Here is a 19,452-nt window from a genome sequence, read left to right as displayed (position 1 = left end):
TGTCCGGACCACGACAACTTGCGCTGGTGTTTGCCCGCCGCATCCAGACGGCTCGCGCGCGCGTACAGAGCGGCGCTGCCACGCCGGCGGTGACATCGGGTTACGAAACGGGATCGCGCATGCCTCGACAGAAATCAAGCTCGCTGACGCTGCAGGCGATGCTCACGGCCAGCCCGTGGTTCGAGACGCTGGGGCCGGGCGAGCGCGCGCAGGTGCTGCAAGACAGCTACGAGCGCCACCTGCTGCCGGGCGCCTACGCGATGCGCTGCGGCGAGCCGGCCGACTGCTGGATCGGCGTCATCGAGGGGCTTGTGAAGATGTCCATCTCGCAGGCCGACGGGCGGCACGCGACGCTGACCGGCGTCACGCATGGCGGCTGGGCCGGCGAGGGCTCGCTGCTCAAGCCGGGCCCCTGGCGCTACGACGGCGTGGCGCTGCGCACCACGCGGCTGGCCTGCGTGCCGCGCTACCTGTTCGAGGAGCTTGTGGCCACCAACCTGGCCTTCAACCATTTCCTGCTGGCCCAGCTCAATGCGCGGCTCAGCTTGTTCGTCGGGCTGGTGGAGAACGACCGCCTGCTGCGCTCCGACGCCCGCGTGGCCCGCTGCCTCGCCAGCCTCTTCCACCCCACGCTGTACCCGCAGGCGGCGCCCTTCGTGCAGCTCAGCCAGGAGGAGATCGGTCTGCTGTCGGCGATGTCACGCCAGCGCGCCAACGAGGCCTTGCACCAGCTGGAGCGCGCCGGCCTGCTGCGCGTGGAATTCCGCGGCGTGACCGTGCTGGACCTGCCCGGCCTGCGCGACTACCAGGGCAGCGAGGACACCGGCGCCACGACGCAACCCGGCGCGCTGGCCGCGCATTGATCGCGAAACCTCAGAGCGCGCAGCCGGCCTCCAGCGCCGGGCCGCCGGCGCGATAGCGCACGGCCGTCATCTCCGCCAGGATGCTCAGCGCGATCTCCGGCGGCGTGCGGGCGCCGATGTCCAGGCCCACGGGGCCGTGCAGGCGGTCGAGCTGGGGCTCGGTCAGGTCGAAGTGCTCGGCCAGCCGCGCGCGGCGCTTGGCCTGGTTGACGCGCGAGCCGATGGCGCCGACGTAGAAGGCCGCGCCCTTCAGCGCCTCCATCAGCGCCAGGTCGTCCAGCTTGGGGTCGTGCGTCAGCGCGACGATGGCCGTCGCGCCGTCGGGCTTGAAGGCGGTGACGACGTCGTCGGGCATGTCGCGCGTCAGCGTGACGCCGGGCAGGTTGAAGCCGTCGGCGTACTCCTCGCGCGGGTCGCAGACGGTCACGCCATAGCCCAATGCCAGCGCCATCTGCGCCAGATAGTCGGTCATCTGGCCGGCACCGATGACCAGCAGCCGCCATTGCGGGCCGTGGTGGCTGACGAGCTGGGTGTCGGTCAACACCAAGGTGTCGGCGCCAGGCTCGGCGGCGGACAACCGGGCCGTGCCGGTCGGCAAATCCAGCGTGCGGCGCACGCGCTCGCCACGCTCCAGCTTCGCAAGCAACTCATCCAGGCCGGACTGTGGCCCCAACGGCTCCAGCATCAGCTCCAGCGTGCCGCCGCAGGGCAGGCCGAAGCGGCGCGCCTCTTCGGCGCCAACGCCGTAACGCAGCGGCGTGGGCCGGGCCAGTTGCAGGCTGCCGGCGCGCAGCTGGGCGACCAGGTCGTCCTCGATGCAGCCGCCGGACACCGAGCCGGCGATCTGTCCGTCGTCGCGCACGGCCACCAGCGACCCCACGGGCCGCGGCGCCGAGCCCCAGGTGCGCGTGATGGTGCCCAGCACCACGCCGCGCGACTCGGCACGCCAGCCGGCGGCCGTGCGCAGCACGCTTAGGTCGAGGTTGTCCATCGCTCGCTTGTCCCCAGCTTGTATTTCCACTAGGGTAATCGGCAATCACAAGCGCTGCAGGCAGGAACAGCATCGTCCCCACAACGATGGAGACAAGCGATGAAGATCCAGATCACGGTCAATGGCCGTGCCGTCAGCCGCGACGTGCCCGCCGACCAGCTGCTGGTGCAGTGGCTGCGTGAAGACCTGGCCCTGACCGGCACCCATGTCGGCTGCGACACCGCGCAATGCGGCGCCTGCACCGTGCACCTGAACGGCCGCGCCGTGAAGGCCTGCAGCATGCTGGCCGTGCAGGCCGACGGCGCCGCCATCACCACCATCGAAGGCCTGGCCGCCACCGACGGCACGCTGCACCCGATGCAGGCCGCGTTCAAGGAGTGCCACGGCCTGCAGTGCGGCTTCTGCACGCCGGGCATGGTCATGAGCGCCATCGACCTGGTGCAGCACCACGACTGCTCCAGCGAGACCGCGATCCGCGAGGGGCTGGAGGGCAACATCTGCCGCTGCACCGGCTACCAGAACATCGTGCGCGCCGTGCAGGTCGGTGCAAGCTCGATGGGCTTGGGGGCGGACCGCCCGAGCGCAGCGAGTAGCTCGGCCCCCAACTGATCAAGGAGCCTGACATGAATGCACCTCAAGAAGGCTTCATCGGCCAGAGCGTCAAGCGCCGCGAGGACGCGCGCTTCCTGACGGGCCGCGGCCAGTACACCGACGACATCGTGCTGCCACGCCAGACGTTCGGCGTCTTCGTGCGCAGCAGCTACGCGCATGCACGGCTCAAGCGCGTGGACACCGCCGCGGCGCTGGCCGCCGACGGCGTGCTGGGCGTCTACACGGGCGAGCATTTCCGCGCCGTCGGTGGCCTGCCTTGCGGCTGGCTGATCAACAGCCTTGACGGCAGCCCGATGAAGGAGCCCAAGCACCCCATCCTGGCGGACGGCAAGGTGCGCTACGTGGGCGACGCGCTGGCGCTGGTCGTGGCCGAGACCTTGGCCGAGGCCAAGGCCGCCGCGGCGCTGGTGGAGGTGGATTACGAGGAACTGCCCGCCGTCGCCGACACGGCCACCGCGGCCGGCCATGCCGGCTCGGTGCACGACGAAGCGCCGGATAACCGCTGCTACACCTGGGGCTGCGGCGACAAGGCCGCCACCGACGCGGCCTTCGGCCAGGCCAGCCACGTGACGACGCTGGAGTTCCGCAACAACCGGCTGATCCCCAACGCCATCGAGCCGCGCGCCGCCAACGCCAGCTACGACCCCAGCAGCGACCACTACACGCTGTACGTTGCCAACCAGAACCCGCATGTGGAGCGCCTGTTGATGTGCGCCTTCGTGCTGGGCATTCCCGAGCACAAGCTGCGCGTCGTCGCGCCCGACGTGGGCGGCGGCTTCGGCTCCAAGATCTTCCTGTACGCCGAGGAGACGGCGCTGGTCTGGGCCAGCAAGCAGCTGGGCCGGCCCATCAAGTGGACGGCCGAGCGCAGCGAGAGCTTCCTGTCCGACGCCCACGGCCGCGACCATGTCACCAAGGCCGAGCTGGCCACCGACAAGGACGGCCGCTTCCTGGCCATGCGCGTGGCCACGACAGCCAACCTGGGCGCCTACCTGTCCACCTTCGCGTCCTGCGTGCCGACCATCCTGTACGCGACGCTGCTGGCCGGCCAGTACAAGACACCCAGCATCTATGCCGAGGTCACCGGCGTGTTCACCAACACCGCGCCGGTGGACGCCTACCGCGGCGCCGGCCGGCCCGAGGCGACCTATGTCGTCGAGCGGCTGGTGGAAACGGCGGCCCATGAGCTGGGCATCGACCCCGCGGAGATCCGCCGGCGCAACTTCATCACCGAGTTCCCGTACGCGACGCCGGTGGGCCTGACCTACGACATCGGCGACTACGACGCGACGCTGACGCAGGTCGAGCAACTCGCCGACGTGGCCGGGTATGCGGCGCGCAAGGCGGTCAGCGAGGCCAAGGGCCTGAAGCGCGGCATCGGCTATTCGACCTACATCGAGGCCTGCGGGCTGGCGCCATCGAATGTGGCCGGCGCCCTGGGCGCCCGTGCCGGCCTGTTCGAGGCCGGCGAAGTGCGTGTGCATCCGACCGGCAAGGTCACCGTGTTCACCGGCAGCCATTCCCACGGCCAGGGCCACGAAACGACCTTCGCGCAGGTCGTCGCCGACCGGTTGGGCATCCCGCTGGACGACATCGACATCCAGCATGGCGACACCGGCAAGGTGTTGTTCGGCATGGGCACCTACGGCAGCCGGTCCCTCGCCGTGGGCGGCACGGCCATCGTCAAGGCGGTGGACAAGGTCATCGCCAAGGGCAAGAAGATCGCCGCCCACCTGCTGGAGGCCGGCGAGGGCGACATCGAGTTCAAGAACGGCGAGTACCGCATCGCCGGAACCGACCGTGCCGTGCCCTTCGCGCAGGTGTCGCTGACGGCCTATGTGCCGCACAACTACCCGCTCGACAAGCTGGAACCCGGCCTCAACGAGAACGCCTTCTACGACCCCAGCAACTTCACCTACCCGGCCGGCAGCTATGTCTGCGAGGTCGAGGTCGACCCGGCCACCGGCGTCACACGCATAGCCCGCTTCAGCGCGGTGGACGACTTCGGCAACATCGTCAACCCGATGATCGTCGAGGGCCAGGTGCACGGCGGGCTGGCGCAGGGCATCGGCCAGGCGCTGCTGGAGCATGGCCAGTACGACGCCGACAGCGGCCAGCTGCTGACCGGCAGCTACATGGACTACGCGATGCCGCGCGCCGACGACCTGCCCAGCTTCAACGTGCAGACTGCCAAGGGCACGCCTTGCACGCACAACCCGCTGGGCGTGAAGGGCTGCGGCGAGGCGGGCGCCATCGGCTCGCCGGCGGCGGTCATCAACGCCATCTGCGACGCCATCGGCGTCAAGGACATCGCGATGCCGGCCACGCCCTGCACCGTGTGGACGGCCATGCAGGCCCAGGCCTGAGGAGATGACAACGATGAACTACCAAGCCGCATCCTCCGTCGCCGCCGCCCGCCTGGGCGCGGACGACAAGTTCCTGGCCGGTGGCCAGTCCTTGCTCGCCGCCATCAAGCTGGGCCTGGCCGCACCCGAGGGGCTGGTGGACGTGCGCCGCCTGCCCGAGCTGCAAGGCATCAGCGTCGACGGCAAGACGGTGCGCATCGGCGCCGCAACGACGCACGCGATGGTCGCCGCCTCCAGCGATGTGCAGCGCGCCATTCCCGCGCTGGCCGACCTCGCCGGCCGCATCGGCGACCGCCAGGTGCGCAACGTCGGCACGCTGGGCGGCAGCCTCGCCAACAACGACCCCGCCGCCTGCTACCCCGCCGCCGTGCTGGCGCTGGGCGCCACCATCCACACCAGCAGCCGCGCCATCGCCGCCGACGACTTCTTCCAGGGCCTGTTCACGACCGCGCTGCAGGATGGCGAGCTGATCACGGCGGTCAGCTTCCCCATCCCGAAGTCGGCAGCCTGGCAGAAGTTCAAGCAGCCCGCCTCCAGGTTCTCGCTGGTGGGCGTGTTCGTGGCCCGCTTCGACAACGGCGTGCGCGTCGCTGTCACGGGCGCGGGGCCGGGCGTGTTCCGCAGCAGCGAGCTGGAGCAGGCCTTGGCCCGCGACTGGAGCGCGGCCGCCGCCCGCGCCGTCAAGGTCAGTGCCGACGGCTTGAACAGCGACCTGCACGGCACGGCCGCCTACCGCGCCGCGCTGATCCCCGAGCTGGCCGCGCGGGCCGTCGGCGCGACCTGAGTGCGCAACCAGCGCAGCTGCAGCACCAGGCCCACGACCAGCAGCAACAGCAGCACGCCGGTGATCGCCTTCAGCGCCGGCGCATCGGCGTTGGGCAGCAGCGGCGCGCCCAGCGGCAGCCGCGTCAGCGTCTCGGTGAAGCCCGGGATCAGGTGGAAGAACAGCGTCGTCGAGAAGCTGACCGCCTGCACATAGCGCGACCAGCTGCCGAACAGCTGCGTCAGCGCTGCTGCGCCGCCAACAGCCAGCGCCAGCAGCGTCAGGAGGGACAGCACATGCGGCGGGCCGAAGCCGCCATGCTGGAAGATGCCCAGCCCCGTCGCCGCCGTCAGCGCCGTCGTGACCACATAGGTGCGCCCCAGCGTGCTGCGCACCGAAATCTCGCGCTCGCGCGCCACGGCCCAGAAGCCGCTGGCCAGCGCGACAAGGCTGATGGCCGTGTGGATGACACCGAGGTTGGTCAAACCGAGCATGCGAATCTCCCTGGGTTGAGTGACGTTAGGCCCGCCAGGAGAAGCATGAAGCGCGCCCGCGGCCGGCGCGACGGGTCTGACCCTAGGGGAAGTGCGTGACGGTCGCCGTGTTGGACCCGCCCTTGCAGCGCGCCGGCTCGCCGCGGTCGTTGACGACGCGCTCGATGCTGCCCTTGTCGACCAGGCAGACGGTGATCAGGCTGTGCAGGCGCACGCCGGGTTTCTCGGGCACCTCGAAAGCGCGGTCCAGCACCACGTCCGGCTTCAGGAAGACGCTGTAGGCGCCCAGCCCCCAGGCCTCGTGGCGCGTCACCGAGTCCGCCACCTTGTAGGCCGGGAAACCACGGCCCGAGGCGCTGCGCCATTGGGCTTGCGTGGGCGGGTCGTAGGGGATCTCGGACTGGTAGAAGTAGACCCGCCCGCCATTGCCGCGCCAGACGACCTGCTCCTGCTGGAAATGCTCGACGAACAGGCCGTAGATGGTCACGTCCTCGCCGTCCACCCACAGGCCGTGGGCGGACGGGTTGCTGGTCCAGCCGACGCCTTCGCCATGGTCGGCGCGCCAGATCCAGGTGTGGTCGACCAGCGTGTCGTGCGCGTGGATGCGCAGCGCCGTGTGCACCTGCCCGGCCGCCGCGCCGCCGATGCGGAAGAACAGGTCGTGCAGCACGATGGGGTCGGCCCTGTGGCGCTTCTTGGCCCCTGCCGGTGCGACCTCCATCAGCACGCCCGAGTCCTGCTTGCCGGCGTCCAGGAACAGCCCGGAGATCGTCAGCCCATCGACGTCCGCCGTCTTCACCAGCGGCTGGCCGTTGTCCGAGCGCAGCGTCGGGAAGCCGATGCCCAGCACCACGGTGCCGGGGCGATTGACCTGCAGCGCCTGCGTCAGCAGGTACTCGCCCGGCGTGAACAGCAGATGCTTGCCGGCGGCGAGCTGGGCGTTGAGGGTCGCCGCCGTGTCGCCGGGCCTGGCGATGAAGAAGCGGCTGAGCGGCAGCGTCTTGCCGGGCGCGGTCGCGCCGCTGGCCCAGGAGATGCCCGCGCTGTCACGCCGCAGCGCCGGCACGCGCACGGCATAGCCGCCATCGGTATCGATGAAGAGATAGGGCTTCTCGCGCACCAGCGGCGTCTTGTCGACCTTGGTGTAGCGCTGGCCCGGCGTCGGGAACTCACCCGCCGGCGGGTTGGGCACGCCGACGAACACCATGTTCCAGTTCGAGCCCGTCCAGCTGCCCCACTGGCTGTTGCGCGAGATCCATTGCTGCTGCGTGGCCGAGTTGACCTGGCCGTCCACCAGCACGTCCGAGAACCAGCCGCCGCTGGCCCAGCCGTTGTTCTGGTTCAGCTTGATGTTGCCGCGCACATGCATGCGCCGGAACGGGATGGCCTGGGACACGGCCCACTGCATCGTGTTGTCGCCGATGCCCAGCGTGGGCGTGACCGCGAAGTTCTCGGCGCCGCGCCAGAAGTTCTGCGTCGCGTTGTCGCCGTCCAGCAAGGCGTTGGCGCGCAGCTCGCCGATGACGTGCACGTCGCCCGGCTGCCGCCCCAGCCCCAGCACCTGCGTGTAGAAGCCGACGGGGATGCGCAGGTTCTCGTAGGTGCCCGGCAGCAGCAGGATGGCGTCGCGGCGCGGGCCGAAGTGGTTGGGCTGCTGGGCCTCGTAGATGTCCAGGATGCGCTGCTGCAGGCCTGGCGTGGCCGGGCTGAGGACGTGGACGTTGGGGCCGAAGTCCGGCGGCGGCGGTGGCGCGGCCGCGGCTGCCAGCGGGGCAGCCAGGGCGGCCGCCGCCAGCAGGCGGCTCAGCGTGGGTGCGGTCGCGCGCGAACGCGCGGGGTCGGTCTTGCGTGGCATGTCTCGTCCTCGCCAGCGGCCTGGCTGTCGTTGTGCTGATCCTGCCGTGGCAGGAATTGGAATCGGTTCCAATTCCCGGATTGGATCATGACTTGCCGACGGCCGGCCTGAGGACGAATCCGGAGCGGGGCGGTAAAAGGCCTAGAAGGCCGAGCCCGGCTGCTTCAGGAACTCCAACTCCTCGGGCGTGGACGTGCGCCCCAGGATGGCGTTGCGGTGCGGGTAGCGGCCGAAGCGCTCGACGATGGCCTTGTGCTTGAGTTCGAAGTCGTGCGTGTGCTGCGGCGCCCGCTCCTTCATCAGCGGCTCGCCCGCCGCGTGGATGGCGGCGGACTCGCTGTGCATGTAGGGCATGTAGAGGAAGGCCCGCTGCTCGACCTGCAGCTGCAGGTCGGCGCCAGCGGCGACGGCCTCCTGCGCGAGGGCCAGCGCCAGCGGATCGGCGGCAAAGGCCTGCGGCGTGCCGCGGTGGATGTTGCGTGCGAACTGGTCCAGCGCGATGACCTCGGCGAGCCGCCCCTCGGGGGTGGCCCGCCAGCCGAACAGCTCGCAGCGTTTGGCCTGCTCGTGCAGCGCGCCGAAGCGGCTGCGGATCAGCGCGTCAAAGCCGGCGTCGACCTGCCACCACTGCGCGGGTTGGATCTCTTGGAACCAGAAGTTGAGGACGGTGTTGGGCATGATGGCGCACACCATAGCCCGCCTGGCGCTCGGCTGCGAGACCCTGGTCTCTCACTTGCGGCCGAACGCGAGCAGCAGCCCGCCAATCGCGATCGCGCCCACGCCCAGCCACACCGGCAGGTTCACCTGCTCCTTCTCCTTGGCCGACACCTCCAGCGGCCCCAGCTTCACGACGGTGGTGTCCTTGGTGTAGCTGAAGCCGCCCATGGCAAGGCTGGCGGCGCCGGCGACGAGGAGGAGCACGCCAACGATCTTGGTGAAGTTCATGTCAGGCCTTCCGAGTGGGTTGAGGCGCCCAGCTTAAGGGCCTCACCACGCGTAGCTGGCCCCCAGCAACCCGTAGTTCACGCCCTCGCCCTGCGGCCCGCGGCTGCGGCCGATGCCAGGCGTGACCGTCCAGCCCGCGCCGGCGGCAATCGCCGCCTTCATCTGCACGCTGCGCAGGCTGCCACCGTCGTGCAGGCGGTCCTGCATGACCTCGCTGTTCAGCGCCACGTGCTCGCTGACGCGGTAGGTGGCGCCCAGCTGGTGGCTGCGGTCCAGTGCGGCCTCGTCGCGGTTGATGGCCGACACGCGGCTTGGCTGCAGCAGCGGCACGCCAGCCAGCAAGCCGCCGTTGCTGCCAGCGCTCTGCTGCGTGGCGGTCGTCGTCCGGTAGTGGTTGCGCATCGTCGCGCCGTAGACACTCAGGCGCGGTGTGACCTGCACGGCGCCATGCACACCGACGCCATGCCCCCTGACGCGCTGTTCCACCGGCGTGGCCGCGCCGCCGCCGCTCGCGGCCAGGCTGCCGCGCGCACGGGCGTTGCGGTGGGTCGCGTCCAGCCCGACGTTGACGGTGTCGGTCGGCTTCCAATCCACGGCGGCCGCCACATCGGTCTGGCGCAGGGCGCTGCCGTCGCGGCGCTGGCTGGCGTTGACGCCGGCCTGCCAGACCTTGCCGGCCACACCACCGCCGACCGACACCTGCCTGGGCTTGTAGCTCGTGCCGCTGACGGCATCGCGGCTGCGCGACTGGCCCACGCCGGCCTGCACCCAGGCGCTCTCGCCCAAAGGCAGGGTGACGGCCGCCGCCGCGCTCTGGTTGTGCTGGGCGTCGCGCTGCACGGCCAGGTTCAGCGCGCGCTTGTCGGCATTGGGTGCGGGCTCGTCGGCGTGGGCGATGCCGGCCAGCAGCAGCGTGGTGGCGATGAGGGTGGGCTTGAGGCGGTTCATGAGGGGCTCCGGGTTCTGCGGGTCTTGGCGACCCTTTCAACCCGACAACGCCGCCCGCGCCGCCATCCTTCCCGCGCAGATGTAACCAGGCGCAGCCCGCCGCATACTAGCGCCCACCCACCACCGCGAGGCCCGCCGTGCTCGACCCCACCCCGGACAGCATCGACGCCACTGCCGCCGCCCTGCAGGCGCAGGCCTATCTGCCCTCGCGCGAGCTGGCCACGGCGGCCTTCCTCGCGCTGCGCCTGTCGCGCCCGCTGCTGCTGGAAGGCGCGCCCGGCACCGGCAAGACGGCCATCGCCGCGGCGCTGGCGGCCGCGCTGCAGCGGCCGCTGATCCGCCTGCAGTGCTACGAAGGCCTGGACCTCGCCGCGGCGGCCTACGAATGGAACTACGCGCGACAGATGATGGAGATCCGGCTCGCGCAGGCGCACGAAAGTCAACGCACGGCCGACGAGCTGTTCGCGCGCCGCTTCCTCATCGAGCGCCCGCTGCTGCAGGCCCTGACGACGACACCCCCGCCGGTGCTGCTGATCGACGAGCTGGACCGCGCCGACGCGCCCTTCGAGGCCTTCCTGCTGGAGTTCCTGGCCGACTTCCAGATCACCATCCCCGAGCTGGGCACCGTCACCGCCGCGGCGGCGCCGCTGGTCATCCTGACCAGCAACCGCAGCCGCGAGATCCACGACGCGGTCAAGCGCCGCTGCCTGTACCACTGGGTGGACTTCCCCGACGCCACGCGCGAGCTGGCCATCGTGCAGGCCCGGCTGCCGCAAATCGATGCGCGCCTGGCCGAGCAGGTCGTCGCCTTCGTGCAAGGCCTGCGCCGTCTCGACCTCTACAAGCTGCCGGGCCTCGCCGAAACGCTGGACTGGTCGCGCGCGCTCGTGGAGCTGAACGCCGTCAGTCTGGACCCGGCCACGGTGCAGTCCACACTGGGTGTGCTGCTGAAGTACCAGGACGACATCGCCCGCGTGCAGGGCAGCGAGGCAGCACGGCTGCTGGCCGAGATGCGGGCCACCGTACAGGCCTGAGCGATGGACCACCTGGCCGAGAACCTCGTGCACTTCGGCCGCGTGCTGCGCACGGCCGGCCTGCCCGTGGGCACGGACCGGCTGCTGCTCGCCGCGCAGGCGCTGCAGGCCGGCGGCCTGGCGTCGCGGGCCGACTTCAGGGCCACGCTGGCCACCTGCCTGGTCGACCGGCCCGAGCATCGGCCGCTGTTCGAGCAGGCCTTCCACGTCTTCTGGCGCGAACCCGACCTGCTGGGCCGCATCATGGCCTTGCTGCTGCCGCAGGCGCAGGGCCGCACGGCCGCGCCGCCGCCGCCCGAGAACCGCCGGCTGGCCGACGCGCTGTTCCCGGCGCCGGCGCGCGAGGCCCGGCCGCGTGAGGAGCAGGTCGACATCGAGGCGCGCCTGGACGCCGGCAACCGCGAGCTGCTGCAGCGGCGCGACTTCGACACCATGACCGCCGCCGAATGGGCCGCCGCGCGCCGAGCGCTGACCGAGCTGCAGCCCCTGCTCGCGCAGCGCCTGACGCGCCGCCCCGCAGCGGCGGTGCGTGGCCGCATCGCCTGGCGCGCGACGCTGCGCGCCGAAGCCCGCCGCGACCTCGCGCTGCCCGAGCGCGAACGTGCCCGCCGCCGCTCCGCGCCGCTGGTGCTGCTGGCCGACATTTCCGGCTCCATGGGCCGCTGCTCGCGCGTGCTGCTGCACCTGGCCCAGGGCCTGCTGAGCCCGGCACAGGCCGGTGGTGAGCGGCCCGTCGTCGAGGCCTTCGTGTTCGGCACGAGGCTGACGCGCATCACCCGCCAGCTGAAGGACCGCGACCCCGACGCCGCGCTGGCGGCCGTGTCCGCCGCGGTCCCCGACTGGGCCGGCGGCACCCGCATCAGCGCCAGCCTGCACGCCTTCAACCGCGACTGGGCGCGCCGCGTGCTGGGCTCGGGCACGGCCACCGTGCTGCTCGTCACCGACGGGCTGGAACGCGGCGACGCCGAGCGCGACGGCAACGCGACGGCCGACGACCTCGGCCGGGAGGCCGAGCGGCTGCGCCTGTCCTGCCGCGAGCTGGTCTGGCTCAACCCGCTGCTGCGCTTTGATGGCTTCGAGCCCCGCGCCGCGGGCGTGCAGGCGCTGCTGCCCCAGGTCAGTCGTCACCTGCCCGTGCACAACCTCGACAGCATCAGCCGCTTGCTGGGCGCGTTAGGCCGGCGCTGACCGGCTGCGTCCTACAAGCCGGCGGCGCACCGTCCGCTGCGCCAGGCCCGGTCGATTCCTTAGATTTGGGTTTCGGCGGTGCGCATCGGGTGCTACCGCTTCCGATGAAAGGAACTGCAATGAAGATCTCGAAAATTGCCTCGCTGATCGTGGTCGGTGCCCTGGTTGCGCCGCTGGCCAGCTACGCCGCCGACAGCAAGCCCGCCGGCACCGCCAAGGTCTGGGTCAAGGACTCGGTCATCACGACCAAGGTCAAGGCCGAGCTGGCCGCCAGCAAGGTCTCGTCGCTGGCCAAGGTCCACGTCGACACCGACGCCGACGGCTGGGTGCAGCTGACCGGCAAGGTCAAGACGCAAGCCGACAAGGACAAGGCCGAGAGCGTGGCCAAGGCCATCGACGGCGTGAAGTCCGTCGACAACCAGCTGGTCGTGACCGCCAAGTAATCAACGCCGCCCCCCGGCCACACGGCCCGCCGCGCTCACTGCGGCGGGCCGTGCCTTTTTGGCGGCCCGCCGTCAGAATCCACCGATGAACCTTGCCGGCCAGCAAACCCTGCCCGTGACCCAGGCCCAGGCCTGGGCCGCACTCAACGACACCACGATGCTGCAGGCTGCCGTGCCGGGCTGCGAGTCCATCACGCCGGCCGGCGACAACGCCTTCGACGTGTTGATGGCCGTGTCCATCGGCCCCGTGAAGGCCAAGTTCAAGGGCCGCTTGCAGCTGTCGGACTTGGACCCGCCCAGCGGCTATCGGCTGGGCTTCGAAGGCTCCGGCGGTGCGGCCGGCCACGGCAAGGGCCAGGCCGCCGTCACGCTGCAGGCGCTGTCGCCGCACGAAACCCGGCTCAGCTACGAAGTGACGGCCAGCGTGGGTGGCAAGCTCGCGCAGATCGGCTCGCGCCTGGTCGACATGGCGGCGCAAAAGCTGGCCGAGGACTTCTTCGCCCGCTTCCAGGCGGCCCTCGTCGAACGCCACCCGGCCGCGGCAGCGCCGCCCGCGCCCGCCCCCAAAACGGAGCGCGCCAGCCGCCGGCGGCGCCTGCTGGCGTGGCTGCGGCGGCTGCTCGGGTGAGCGCCAGGTCCAGCGCCGTTTTGCAACTCCGCCGACCCGCTTCGTGACAGCCTGAAACCAAGGCGGGTTTTCCCAGGGTCGAGCCCGGTACAATTGCACATGTCCGAGACAACGGGCCTGCCCTGCGCAGGCCCGTTCCTTTTGTACAGACCATCTGCCTCGACGCCCGCTCCGCTTGCTGCCCCCCCGACGGGGCGTGTCAGCGTTTTCGGGCGGCCGGGCACCGCTGACCATGACCACGTCTTCCCGCCGCCTGCCCCACATCGACGCCCTCAAGGCCGTCGCTGCGCAAGCCATCGTGTTGCACCACCTCGTCAGTTACGGCCCCATCGCCCGCGCGGCGCACGAGGCGCTGCCGCTGTTGGCCGGCTTCATGCATCAGTACGGCCGCATGGCGGTGCAGGTCTTCCTCGTCGTCGGGGGTTATCTCAGTGCGCGCGGTCTGTCGCCGCGCGGCAAGGCGCTGCAGGCCGGCGTGCCCGAGCTGCTGTGGCGGCGCTACCTGCGCCTGGTGCTGCCCTTCCTGGCCGCGCTGGCGCTGACGCTGGGCGCCTGCGGGCTGATCGCGTCGTCCTGGCCCGAGCTGGTGCCCACCGACATCGGCCTGGGCCAGCTGTTCGCCCACGCGCTGCTGCTGCACGACGTGCTGGGCTATGAAGCGCTGACCGTGGGGGCCTGGTATGTGGCCATCGACCTGCAGCTGTTCGCGCTCCTGGTGGGCCTGCTGTGGCTGGCGCGGCGCGGCTGGCGCCACCCCAGCCGCCTGGTCGTCGGCCCGGTGCTGGTCGCTGCCGTCGCGCTGGGCTCGGCCTTTGTCTTCAACCGCCAGCCGGAGCTGGACGCCTACGCGCCCTACTTCTTCGCGGCCTATGGTCTCGGCGCTCTGGTGCACTGGCTGGGCCTGTGGCGCCATGGCCGCGCCGGCCTGCTGCTGCTGGCGGTGGGCGTCGGTGCTGCGCTGACGATGGAGTGGCGCGGCCGCCTCGCGCTGGCCTTGGCCACGGCGCTGTGGCTGGCCTGGGCCGAAGCGCGCCAGTCCGCCGGCAAGCCGTCGCTGCCCACGGCCTGGGCGCCGGCGCTGGCACGCTGGGCGACGCCGTCGTATGCCCTCTTCCTGCTGCACTTCCCGGTGCTGCTGCTGACCAACGCGTTGCTGGCCCAGCTGCCCGACGCGTCGCCGGCCACGGGCCTGCTGCTGCTGGGCACGACCTGGGTGCTGGCCAACTGCCTGGCCGTGCCCTTCCACCGCTGGGTGGAGGCGCCGGCCGCGCGCTTCGACCCGCTGGCCTGGCTGCCACAACTGGCCCCTCGCCTGCTCTCGCGGCGCTGACGCGCGCGAGTCCGGTCGGCTCCGCGAGGGGACGGCGCTGCTTGCGGCAGCGAGCCGCAAGCACCTCGCCATGGCGCGCCGGCTTGGGGCCGCCCGGCGCTCGGCCCACGAGCGCTTGAAAACCGCCACGCTTGACCCACGGGCTGCGTGCTAATGTCACGCGCAGTCAGCCCTAGGACGCGCCCCCATGACGAGCCCACCCACCGCCGCGGCGCCCAGCCGCGAGCAGCTGCTGCACAGCCTCTACGAGGCCGCCGAGCTTGAGCACAACCTGATGTGCACCTACCTCTATGCGGCCTTCAGCCTGAAGCGCGGCGAGGCCGAGGGGCTGCAACCGCACGAGGCCGAGGCGACCGAGCGCTGGCGGCGCGAGATCACCGCCGTGGCCATCGAGGAGATGGGCCACCTGGTCGCGGTCTGGAACATCACGGCGGCGCTGGGCGGCGCGCCGCGCATGGGTCGCGGCAACTTCCCGCTCGACCCCGGCAACCTGCCGGCACGCGTGGTCGTCAGGCTGGCGCCCTTCAACGACGCGACGCTGCAGCACTTCATCTACCTGGAGCGGCCCGAAGGCAGCGCCGAGGAGGACGGCGAGGGCTTCGCGGCCGAGCGGCTGTTCACGCGCGGCTCGACCGCGCCGCGCATCACGCCGATGGCGCGCGACTACGACACCGTGGGTCATTTCTACGCGACGCTGAGCGCCGACCTGCGCGCCTTCGTCGACGCGCGCGGCGAGGCGGCAGCCTTCTGCGGCGACCGCTTCCTGCAGCTGGGCCCCGAAGAGCTGAACCTGTGCGGCGCGCGCCATGTGCTGTGCTCCAAGACGGCGCTGGCCGCGTTCGACGCCATCGTGCGCCAGGGCGAGGGCGCGCCCAGCGACAGCGAGCGCTCCCACTACCACCGCTTCGCCGACATCCGCACCGAGCTGGGCGCGCTGCGCAAGGCCAACCCGGCCTTCGACCCCGCCTGGCCGGCCGCGACCAACCCGGTGCTGCGCCGCCCGCCACGGCCCGAAGGCCGGGTGTGGCTGGAGAACCCCGCAGCCGCCGCGACAGTGGACGTCGCCAACGCCAGCTACGGCCTGATGCTGCGCCTGCTGGCCCAGAGCTATCTGCTGCCCGGCCCATCGGCCGAGAAGAGCCTGACCGTCGACCTGGCGCTGGGCCTGATGCGCGCCTTCACGCCGCTGGCCGAACAGGCCGCGCGGCTGCCCGCCGGGCCCAGCAACCCGGGCTGTCATGCCGGCGCCAGCTTCACGGCGCTGCGCGACGCGGCCGCGATGCCGCCCGGCCCGGCCGCACGGCGCTTCGCGCGCGAGCGCCTGGCCGAGCTGGCGCAGGCCGCCGCCCAGCTGCATGCCGAGCTAGACACCGAGGCCACCGGCCGCGCGGCGCGCCAGCTGCAGGCCCTGCGCGAGCGCGCGGACCGCGGGCTGGACCTGGACGCCCCGGTCGCCGCGCCGGCACCGGCTGCCGCGCCTGCCGCCACGCCGGCCGCGCCGCCGCCGCCGCCCACCGAGGTCGTCGGCGGCATCGAGATCGTGCAGGGCGACAAGCTGGAGCTGCGCTTCGAGGCGCAACGCTGCATCCACGCGCGTTTCTGCGTGACGGGCGCGCCCAAGGTCTTCCTGGCCAATGTGCAGGGGCCCTGGCTGCATCCGGACGCGATGCCGGTCGAGCGCCTCGTCGACATCGCCCACGCCTGCCCGTCCGGCGCCATCCAGTACCGCCGCAAGGACGGCGAGGCCGACGAGGCGGCGCCGCCCGTCAACCTGCTGTCGGTGCGCGAGTCCGGGCCCTACGCCATCCGCGGCGCGCTGACGCTGCGCGGCCAGCCCATCGGCACGCGCGCCACGCTGTGCCGCTGCGGCGCCAGCAAGAACAAGCCCTTCTGCGACGGCAGCCACCACGACGCCCGCTTTGCCGCCACCGGCGAGCCCGAGACCGGCCTGCTGGGCCTGCCGACCGACATGCCGCCCGTGCGCGACGGCACCATCGCCATCGAGCCCGAGCCCAACGGGCCGCTGCAGCTGCGCGGCCACATCGAGGTGCTGAGCGGCACCGGCCGCATGGTCTGCCGCGTCAGCCAGGCGCGGCTGTGCCGATGCGGCGGCAGCCAGACCAAACCCTTCTGCGACGGCAGCCACGCGCGCAATGGCTTCAGTGCCGACTAGCCCGCCCGAGCCGACCTCGGGCGCTGCGGCGGCGCAGGCGCGCGAGTCGCCGCACGAACTCGCGGCCCGCATCCTCGTCACCGTGCTGGCCTGCCTGGGCGCCGCGATGACGGCACTGGCTGCGTTCGAGTTCATCAGCGGCCGCGTGACCGCGCTGTCCGGCCAGCGGCTGATGATCGCGCTGGGCATGCTGACCGCCGCCGGCGTGGGCTACGGCCTGCGCCGCGCCGGCCGGCCCGGCGCGGCCTGCGTCGTGACGCTGGCCTTCGCGATGCTGACGCTGGCCTGCCACGCGATGGAGGTGGGCCTGGGCGTGCACACGCTGTCCCTGGCCGCCGCCTGCCTGACGATCACGCTGGGTGGCGGCTTGGCCGGCGGCCGCGCGGCGTGGCTGTTGGCCGCGCTCTACCTCGGCGCGGTCGGCGTGCTGGCGCTGATGGAGGCACGCGGCCTCATCCCCGGCCAAGCGGCGCCGCTGCGCGTGACGCTGGGCGACCGCGTCGTCGCCCACGCGCTGTACGCCACGACGGCCTTGCTCGCGGCGCTGCTGATCAACCGCGTGCTGGGCGCCGCGCTGCGCAAGGCGCTGGAGGAGGAAGAGCGCCTCGCCCGCCTCGTGCAGGCGGCCAACAACTGGGCCTGGGAGGCGGACGCGCGCTTTCGCGTCACGTCGCTGTCGGACGAGTTCGAGGCGCTGTCAGGCCACAAGCGCGAGGACTTCCTGCGCCTGGGCGAGCCGGACGGCGCGAAGCTGGTGCGCGACGCCGACTACCACGCGCTGCTGGAGGACATCCACGCCCGACGCGCCTACCGCGACCGCGTCAACGGCTTTCGCACGCCGGGCGGCCGGCTGCTGTGGACGCTGAGCTCGGGTGAGCCGGTGTTCGACGCCGACGGCCGCCACACCGGCTGGCGCGGCGTCAGCCACAACATCACCGGCGAGCGCCTGGCGCTGCAGCAGCACCAGCGCACCGCCGGCATGCTGGACAAGCTGCTGCGCGCCAGCCCCGACGCCATCTGCGTGGCGGGCATCGACGACGGCCGCATCCGCTTTGTGAACTCGGGGTTTTGCACGTTGGTGGGCCGCAGCCGCGACGAGATGATCGGCCGCTCCGGCCGCGAGCTGGGCCTGTGGCCCGACAGCGACGAGCCCAAGCGGCTGGCGGCCGAGCTGGCCGCGACCGGCATCGTGCGCGACTTCCGCTCCGCCGTGCTGGTGCATGGCCAGTGGCGCGACCTGCTGGTGTCGGCCGCGTCGCTGGACTGGGACGGCGAGCTGGCGACCATGCTGATCGCGCGCGACATCACCGAACGCGAGCGCGCCCGCATCGAGGCCGACGCCATCCTGGACAACGCCAGCGTGGGCATCGCGCTGACGCGCGGCGAGCGTTTCGAGCGCGTCAACCGGCACTGGCAGGAGATCTTCGGCGGCACCGAGCCGCAGCTGGCCGCGGGCAGCCCGGCGCTGCCGGCGGCGCACGAGATCGCCAACGCCGCCCAGGCCTTCGAGCGCGAGTTCCTGCGCCCCGGCGGCCAGCGCATCACGGTGCGCTTCAACGCGCGCGGCCTGCCGGGCACGCTGGCCGGCCATGGCGATCAGCACGCCGACGCCGACCGCGCGACGCTGTGGGTGGCCGAGGACGTCACCGAGCACCGCCGCCAGCAGCAGGAGCTGCAGGCCGCCAAGCAGCAGGCCGAGACGGCCAACCACGCCAAGAGCGCCTTCCTGGCGACCATGAGCCACGAGATCCGCACGCCGCTGAACGGCGTGCTGGGCCTGGCGCGGCTGCTGCAGCAGGCCGGGCCCGACGAGCGCCGGCCGCAATACCTGGCCCATCTCGTCACCGCGGCCGAGTCGCTCAACGAGATCGTCTCCAACGTGCTGGACCTGTCCAAGATCGAGGCCGGCCACCTGGAGCTGGAGCAGATCGAGTTCGACCTGCACGCGCTGGCCCAGGCCAGCTTTGAAGGCTGCGCGGCGCTGGGCCGCGAGCGCGGGCTGGACATGCAGATCAAGCTCGCCGCCGGCCTGCCCCGCCTGGTCATCGGCGACCCGCTGCGCGTGCGCCAGATCCTCGCCAACTTCCTGGTCAACGCGCTCAAGTTCACCGAGCGCGGCGGCATCCGCCTCAGCCTCGAAGCAGTGGGCGACGGACGCGTCTACATGGCCGTGCGCGACAGCGGCATCGGCGTACCGCCCGACCTGCAGCAGCGCCTGTTCCGCCCGTTCGCCCAGGCCGACGACTCGACGACGCGGCGCTTCGGCGGCACGGGCCTGGGGCTGTCCATCTGCCGCGAACTGGCGCTGCGCATGGACGGCCGCGTCGGCGTGGAAAGCGATGGCGCGAGCGGTTCCACCTTCTGGGCCGAGCTGGCCTTGCCGACCGCGCTGACCATCGACGACACGGCCACGCGCATGCGCATCCCGCTGCCGCCGCGCTACCCGCTGGCCGGCCAGCGCCTGCTGGTCGCCGAGGACAACCCGGTCAACCGCCTCATCATCACGGCGTTGCTGCAACGCCTGGGCGCCGAGGTCGTCGAGGCCGAGGACGGCGAGGAGGCCGTGACCATCGCGCGCGCCCAGGCGCAGCGGCTGGACGCCGTGCTGATGGACTTGCACATGCCCAAGATCGACGGCCTCAAGGCCACCGCGCTGTTGCGCGCCGACCCGACGACGGCCCACCTGCCCATCCACGCCTTCAGCGCCGCCGTGCTGGACCAGGAACGCCAGGCCGCGCTGGATGCCGGCATGAACGGCTTCATCGCCAAGCCCGTGGCCGAGGCCGAGGTCATCCGCGTCCTCGGGCGCCAGTGACAGA

Annotated in this window: 17 protein-coding genes; 11 read left to right on the top strand and 6 right to left on the bottom strand. The window is 71.8% G+C overall.

Annotated features, from left to right (window positions below; all coding sequences use genetic code 11):
• Positions 1 to 119: 119 nt before the first annotated feature.
• Complete coding sequence (locus AC1D29_RS16415) at positions 120 to 863, top strand: Crp/Fnr family transcriptional regulator (RefSeq protein ID WP_477899257.1); 744 nt, start codon at positions 120 to 122, stop codon at positions 861 to 863.
• A 10-nt stretch (positions 864 to 873) separates the two neighbouring features.
• Here the strand turns inward: AC1D29_RS16415 and AC1D29_RS16410 are convergent, their stop codons facing one another.
• A complete protein-coding gene (locus tag AC1D29_RS16410; RefSeq protein WP_477899255.1) occupies positions 874 to 1,854 on the bottom strand; it encodes an XdhC family protein in 981 nt (326 codons plus the stop codon).
• 99 nt (positions 1,855 to 1,953) lie between these two features.
• Between AC1D29_RS16410 and AC1D29_RS16405 the strand changes: the two genes are divergently transcribed.
• Genes AC1D29_RS16405 through AC1D29_RS16395 form a run of 3 tightly spaced genes read left to right on the top strand, consistent with a single transcriptional unit; the run spans position 1,954 to position 5,616 of the window.
• Complete coding sequence (locus tag AC1D29_RS16405) at positions 1,954 to 2,463, top strand: (2Fe-2S)-binding protein (RefSeq protein ID WP_477899253.1); 510 nt, start codon at positions 1,954 to 1,956, stop codon at positions 2,461 to 2,463.
• Positions 2,464 to 2,477: 14 nt separating this feature from the next.
• The gene (locus tag AC1D29_RS16400; RefSeq protein ID WP_477899251.1) at positions 2,478 to 4,832 is read left to right on the top strand and encodes a xanthine dehydrogenase family protein molybdopterin-binding subunit; all 2,355 of its coding nucleotides are present in this window, start codon (positions 2,478 to 2,480) and stop codon (positions 4,830 to 4,832) included.
• Positions 4,833 to 4,836: 4 nt separating this feature from the next.
• Entirely contained in the window at positions 4,837 to 5,616 is a 780-nt protein-coding gene (locus tag AC1D29_RS16395) for an FAD binding domain-containing protein (RefSeq protein ID WP_477899249.1), read from the top strand.
• On the opposite strand, the gene AC1D29_RS16390 is transcribed toward AC1D29_RS16395, so the two are convergent.
• The 5 genes from AC1D29_RS16390 to AC1D29_RS16370 all read right to left on the bottom strand — a co-directional run bounded on the left by AC1D29_RS16390 (position 5,562) and on the right by AC1D29_RS16370 (position 9,837).
• Complete coding sequence (locus AC1D29_RS16390) at positions 5,562 to 6,089, bottom strand: hypothetical protein (protein ID WP_477899247.1); 528 nt, start codon at positions 6,087 to 6,089, stop codon at positions 5,562 to 5,564. The genes AC1D29_RS16395 and AC1D29_RS16390 overlap by 55 nt on opposite strands.
• 82 nt (positions 6,090 to 6,171) lie before the next feature.
• Positions 6,172 to 7,944, bottom strand: coding sequence for a hypothetical protein (locus AC1D29_RS16385; RefSeq protein ID WP_477899245.1), 1,773 nt, complete (start codon positions 7,942 to 7,944; stop codon positions 6,172 to 6,174).
• Positions 7,945 to 8,085: 141 nt separating this feature from the next.
• Positions 8,086 to 8,622 carry a DUF924 family protein gene (locus AC1D29_RS16380; protein WP_477899243.1) on the bottom strand — a complete coding sequence of 179 codons (537 nt, stop codon included), beginning with the start codon at positions 8,620 to 8,622 and terminating at the stop codon, positions 8,086 to 8,088.
• Positions 8,623 to 8,673: 51 nt separating this feature from the next.
• Positions 8,674 to 8,889: a hypothetical protein gene (locus AC1D29_RS16375; RefSeq protein ID WP_477899241.1), complete on the bottom strand. Its 216-nt coding sequence runs from the start codon at positions 8,887 to 8,889 to the stop codon at positions 8,674 to 8,676.
• Positions 8,890 to 8,931: 42 nt separating this feature from the next.
• A complete protein-coding gene (locus AC1D29_RS16370; RefSeq protein ID WP_477899239.1) occupies positions 8,932 to 9,837 on the bottom strand; it encodes a hypothetical protein in 906 nt (301 codons plus the stop codon).
• Between the two features lie 137 nt (positions 9,838 to 9,974).
• On the opposite strand from AC1D29_RS16370, the gene AC1D29_RS16365 reads away from it, so the two are divergent.
• The 7 genes from AC1D29_RS16365 to AC1D29_RS16335 all read left to right on the top strand — a co-directional run bounded on the left by AC1D29_RS16365 (position 9,975) and on the right by AC1D29_RS16335 (position 19,448).
• Entirely contained in the window at positions 9,975 to 10,871 is an 897-nt protein-coding gene (locus AC1D29_RS16365; protein ID WP_477899237.1) for an AAA family ATPase, read from the top strand.
• A 3-nt stretch (positions 10,872 to 10,874) separates the two neighbouring features.
• Positions 10,875 to 12,059, top strand: coding sequence for a vWA domain-containing protein (locus AC1D29_RS16360; RefSeq protein WP_477899235.1), 1,185 nt, complete (start codon positions 10,875 to 10,877; stop codon positions 12,057 to 12,059).
• Positions 12,060 to 12,178: 119 nt separating this feature from the next.
• Positions 12,179 to 12,502 (top strand): BON domain-containing protein, encoded by a 324-nt coding sequence (locus AC1D29_RS16355; protein ID WP_477899233.1) that lies wholly within the window; start codon positions 12,179 to 12,181, stop codon positions 12,500 to 12,502.
• Between the two features lie 85 nt (positions 12,503 to 12,587).
• On the top strand, positions 12,588 to 13,130 hold the full coding sequence (locus AC1D29_RS16350; protein ID WP_477899231.1) for a CoxG family protein: 543 nt from the start codon (positions 12,588 to 12,590) through the stop codon (positions 13,128 to 13,130).
• 232 nt (positions 13,131 to 13,362) lie between these two features.
• A complete protein-coding gene (locus AC1D29_RS16345; protein WP_477899229.1) occupies positions 13,363 to 14,460 on the top strand; it encodes an acyltransferase family protein in 1,098 nt (365 codons plus the stop codon).
• A 187-nt stretch (positions 14,461 to 14,647) separates the two neighbouring features.
• Positions 14,648 to 16,633, top strand: coding sequence for a ferritin-like domain-containing protein (locus AC1D29_RS16340; protein WP_477899227.1), 1,986 nt, complete (start codon positions 14,648 to 14,650; stop codon positions 16,631 to 16,633).
• The gene (locus AC1D29_RS16335; protein ID WP_477899225.1) at positions 16,623 to 19,448 is read left to right on the top strand and encodes a PAS domain S-box protein; all 2,826 of its coding nucleotides are present in this window, start codon (positions 16,623 to 16,625) and stop codon (positions 19,446 to 19,448) included. Before AC1D29_RS16340 ends, AC1D29_RS16335 begins: the two co-directional genes overlap by 11 nt.
• Positions 19,449 to 19,452 lie beyond the last annotated feature (4 nt).

Source organism: Roseateles sp. P1_C6 (genome assembly GCF_056406315.1).
This window is presented reverse-complemented; position numbering and strand designations above follow the sequence as displayed.